5 protein-coding genes are annotated in these 4,085 nt (G+C 30.8%); 2 read left to right on the top strand and 3 right to left on the bottom strand.

Annotated elements, in window-relative coordinates; translation table 11 throughout:
- On the top strand, positions 1–300 hold a 300-nt coding region (locus tag JJE11_RS15940; RefSeq protein WP_291637386.1), incomplete at its 5' end, for a ribonuclease H-like domain-containing protein.
- A 39-nt stretch (positions 301–339) separates the two neighbouring features.
- Here the strand turns inward: JJE11_RS15940 and JJE11_RS15935 are convergent.
- The 3 genes from JJE11_RS15935 to JJE11_RS15925 all read right to left on the bottom strand — a co-directional run bounded on the left by JJE11_RS15935 (position 340) and on the right by JJE11_RS15925 (position 2,636).
- Positions 340–507: a FeoB-associated Cys-rich membrane protein gene (locus JJE11_RS15935; protein ID WP_291637384.1), complete on the bottom strand. Its 168-nt coding sequence runs from the start codon at positions 505–507 to the stop codon at positions 340–342.
- 76 nt (positions 508–583) lie between these two features.
- On the bottom strand, positions 584–2,347 hold the full coding sequence (gene feoB, locus JJE11_RS15930) for a ferrous iron transport protein B (protein WP_291637382.1): 1,764 nt from the start codon (positions 2,345–2,347) through the stop codon (positions 584–586).
- Between the two features lie 64 nt (positions 2,348–2,411).
- A complete protein-coding gene (locus JJE11_RS15925) occupies positions 2,412–2,636 on the bottom strand; it encodes a FeoA family protein (RefSeq protein WP_291637380.1) in 225 nt (74 codons plus the stop codon).
- Between the two features lie 256 nt (positions 2,637–2,892).
- Here JJE11_RS15925 and JJE11_RS15920 point away from each other — a divergent pair, with 256 nt between their 5' ends.
- Positions 2,893–3,582, top strand: a complete 690-nt coding sequence (locus JJE11_RS15920) for a ribonuclease H-like domain-containing protein (protein ID WP_291637378.1) — start codon at positions 2,893–2,895, stop codon at positions 3,580–3,582.
- The last annotated feature ends 503 nt before the right edge of the window (positions 3,583–4,085 follow it).

Raw genomic sequence — 4,085 nt, 5'->3', positions numbered from 1 at the left:
TGTAGTTTAAAAAGTGTAGAGCAGTTTACTGGTATTAAAAGGCAAGATGAAATAAATGGAGCTAAGTGGGTTGAACTGTACAATAAATACCTAGTAAAACATGATGAGAAATTGACGGAAATCCTCATGTTGCACAATTACGAAGATGTTGTAAATTTACCTAAGATTTTCAAAGTAATTAACACTATTGAAAATGACTTGGAGCTTAAAAGGAAAGAAAAATTTGCTAAAAAACAAATGGCTCATTTGAATAATAGAAATACAGATCAGCCACTAAAAACAGTTAACAGCCATCTTTAAAAAAGTGGTATTGTACATTGATGTACAATACCACTTTTTCTATTTGATTTTATTATCATTCTTAATAAATGGCTTTGTCTCGCAACCATGACTGCAGCCCTTACAGCCATTTCCACAACCACAATCACCATTTGCTTGTTTTTTTATGCTGGAATATAATATATATCCAGCTGCAATAACAATCATACCAACAATTATAAATTCCACTGGTCATCACCTCTTTATATTTTATACTATATATCTTCTTATTATCCACTATAGAATGTTAGTGACTACTAGCATGCTAGTGAATAAAAAGGCTACCTACATTAAATATTATGAAAGAAACTATCCAAGCAAGTATTAATTGATAGGTTAAAGAAAAAATTGCCATTTTGTTTCCGTATTCTTTTCTCATAGTTGCTATTACTGATACACAAGGAGTGTAGAGTAATACAAAAACTAAGAAACTATAAGCGGATAGAGGCGTAAAATAATTGGCTAAGATATGTTTTAAATTGCCACCATATATAACACCCATAGTACCCACAACTACTTCTTTAGCCATAAGACCAGTTAGTAGTGATACTGAATTTTGCCATGAAGCAAATCCAAGTGGGATAAATATTGGATTTATAAATCTTCCTATAGCTGCGAGGAAGCTAGAGTTAATATCAACCATACCTGAAGTGTTAAAATTCGATAAAAACCATACTAATACGGAAATCGAGAAGATTATAGTTCCGGCTTTCTTCAAAAAACCTTTACCTTTATCCCAAGTGTGTATTAATAAACTCTTTAGTTCTGGTAATTTGTATTCTGGTAATTCTATAATAAAAGGTTCTTCATCCTTTTTAAATATTGTGTTTTTAAATAGAAGGCCTAGGCCAAAGGCGAGTCCAATACCCATTAAGTATAATGAAAATACCATGAGTGTTTCTCTCCCTGGGAAAAATACCGATGCAAACAATGCATAAACAGGAAGCCTAGCATTGCAGGACATAAGGGGCACTAAAAGTGCAGTTAATTTTCTGTCTTTATCACTCTCTAAAGTTCTAGCAGACATTATTCCTGGCACAGAACAACCGAAACCAACAATTAATGGAATGAATGCTTTACCTGATAAACCCATTTTTCTCATCAATTTATCCATTATAAAAGCAGCTCTTGCCATGTATCCACTGTCTTCCAAAAAAGAAACACCTAAGAATAATGCCAATATAACTGGTAAAAATACTACTACGGAACCTACTCCAGCTACGATACCATCAATTATAAGAGAAGAAAACCATGAACTGTTACTCGCAAGTAGATTACTTAAAAATGGAACAAATAAATCATTAAGCAAGTTATCTAGTAAATTAGCCAAAGGTTGTCCTGCCCAATTGAAGGTAAACATAAAAATTAAAAATAAAAGTCCGAAAAATAGTGGATAAGCAAGTAATCTATTAAGCACGATTTTATCTATTTTTTCTGTAATAGAAACTTTATTATGATTTTTTTTATTAGTGCAGGATTTTAATAAAACTTCAATATAAGCATAAGTTTCTTTTTCATCTTTAAATTTTAGGCTATTTGAAGACTCAGTAACATAATCTTTTTTGAGTAAGCAACTTTTAACATCAGAAATACCTATGCCTTTTGAAGCTACTATAGGTATTATTGTTACCCCTAGTTTTTGTGATAATATAGTATAGTCAATGTCTATTCCCTTAGATAGTGCTACGTCGACCATGTTTAGTACTAAAATTATTGGTTTGTTAAATTGCTTTAATTGAGTTGTAAGGTATAAATTTCTATCAAGACTTGATGCATCAACAATATTTATGATTACATCCACGTTACCGTTTTGTAAAAATTCCTTGGAAACTTTTTCTTCGTTTGAATAAGTATCCATGGCATAAATACCAGGTAAGTCAACAATTGTTATCTTGTTATCTATAATCCCTTCTTTTTTCTCGACCGTTACTCCCGCCCAATTCCCCACGTATTGGTTAGAACCTGTAAGTGCATTGAATAAAGTAGTTTTACCAACATTAGGATTTCCTAATAGTGCAGCAGTGATCATTTAAATCCTCCTTATTATGTCTCGTGTATTTCTCTAGTACGATTTTTTGCTTCTTGGATAATAATTAGGCCTGTTTAATATATATATTTTTAGCGTCATTTTTTCTAATGGCTAAATTGAAACCGCGTAAATTTAGAATTATAGGATCTCCTAGAGGTGCAGTAGCTTTTAAAGTTACTTCGGTACCTTCTATGAAACCTAGTGCGAGTAATCTTTTAGCGAACTTCTCATCCCCACAAATTGAATGAATTAGTGCTTTATCTCCTGGCTTTAAATCGTAGATGCTCATAATAATCACTCCTTAATGAAAATAATTCTCAATATCATTTTAGCATGGTTATCTATTAGTGTCAATATAAAACAACGGTATAATTTATAAAGTTTTTAAAATACTTTCATATAATAGAGAAAATGTGATAACATATAAGAAGAGCAGAGTTTTAAATTAGATTTGTGCAAATTTACTGTTTTGCTTTTTAGTAAACTTAATAAAAGTTAGAAAGCTTAGTAAAAAGTTCGTAAATTTAGTAGAAAAGAGTGATATTGTGATTACAAAACTTAATAGTATTAAGGTGGGAGAAATTTCAACGGAAGGTTCACTTGCCATAGACGGAAATAAACAACTCTTTAAAGATGCATTGTTTTTTGATTTAGAACATTACATTTATAAAAAACCCATTTGTATTGGAGTGTTTGGGTGCTGCTTTTATGATGAGATTTCGAATGAGTTAAAGGTTACACAATATATGGCAGAAAATAAAAAAGATGCTATAGAAATATTATCTTTAGCTAAAAATTATTTTGAAGAAATGAAAATGAAGTATAATAAAAAATACATTGTTACGTTTTCAGGAAACAATGATTTTACAGTTATAAACTATTTATTAAAGGCGCATAAAACAGACTTCGTACTAGAGGGGTATTTTGGAGAAATAGATTTACAAAAATGTTATGAAAAAGCGGAAGGAACTTGCATCGGACTTAAAGCACTAGAAAAGATATTTGAAATTGATCGCGAAAGCGAATTAATAAGTGGATCAAATTTAGCTAAAACCTTTGGTAAGATAGTAAAAGATGATGATTATATAAATAGAATGCCTCAGGAGAAAATAGATAAAATACTATTATATAATGAACAAGATGTCGTAAGTTTGTTTTATATATATGTAGATTGGTATAATAAATTACCAGTAAAAGTGGAAGAGGAAATAGTACAAAAAATAGTAGAAGAATAGTTGTGAACACAGCAATAGCTGTGTTTTTTTTATTTGATCAGATAATATATAAGAATTTCTACTGCGGGCCTTGCAAACGAACTCCAAATAAGAAATTCGATTAAGAAATTCTAATCTTTTGCTCGTATAAAATTCTCTGGCGCTCATATTCGGCGTCCTGCCTCAGATTCGCTAGACTGACATCCTGTCAGTCTCACAAGAATTTTACACTCGCAAAAGAAGAATTTCTAAATCAAATTTCAATTGTTTCTCGCTTCTTATTGCAAGCCACTCCGTAGAAATTTCATAATAAACTTAGCAAAAAGGAATACTGTAACCCTTTTCGTAATAATTTAATATAAAGAATAAGAAAAATAACAAGATAAAGATTATAAAGGGATCTCATACAAATTACTTAAGGGGGAAAGTGCATGGATCAGATTAGGAAAAACATTGATGCTGCTATGGGTAGGGTTAAATCAGATTTGGTGCTAAAGAATGCAAATTTTATTAATGTGTTTACT

It is taken from the genome of Clostridium sp., assembly GCF_016650095.1.
Classification (GTDB): Bacteria; Bacillota; Clostridia; order Clostridiales; family Clostridiaceae; genus Clostridium_AD.
This window is presented reverse-complemented; position numbering and strand designations above follow the sequence as displayed.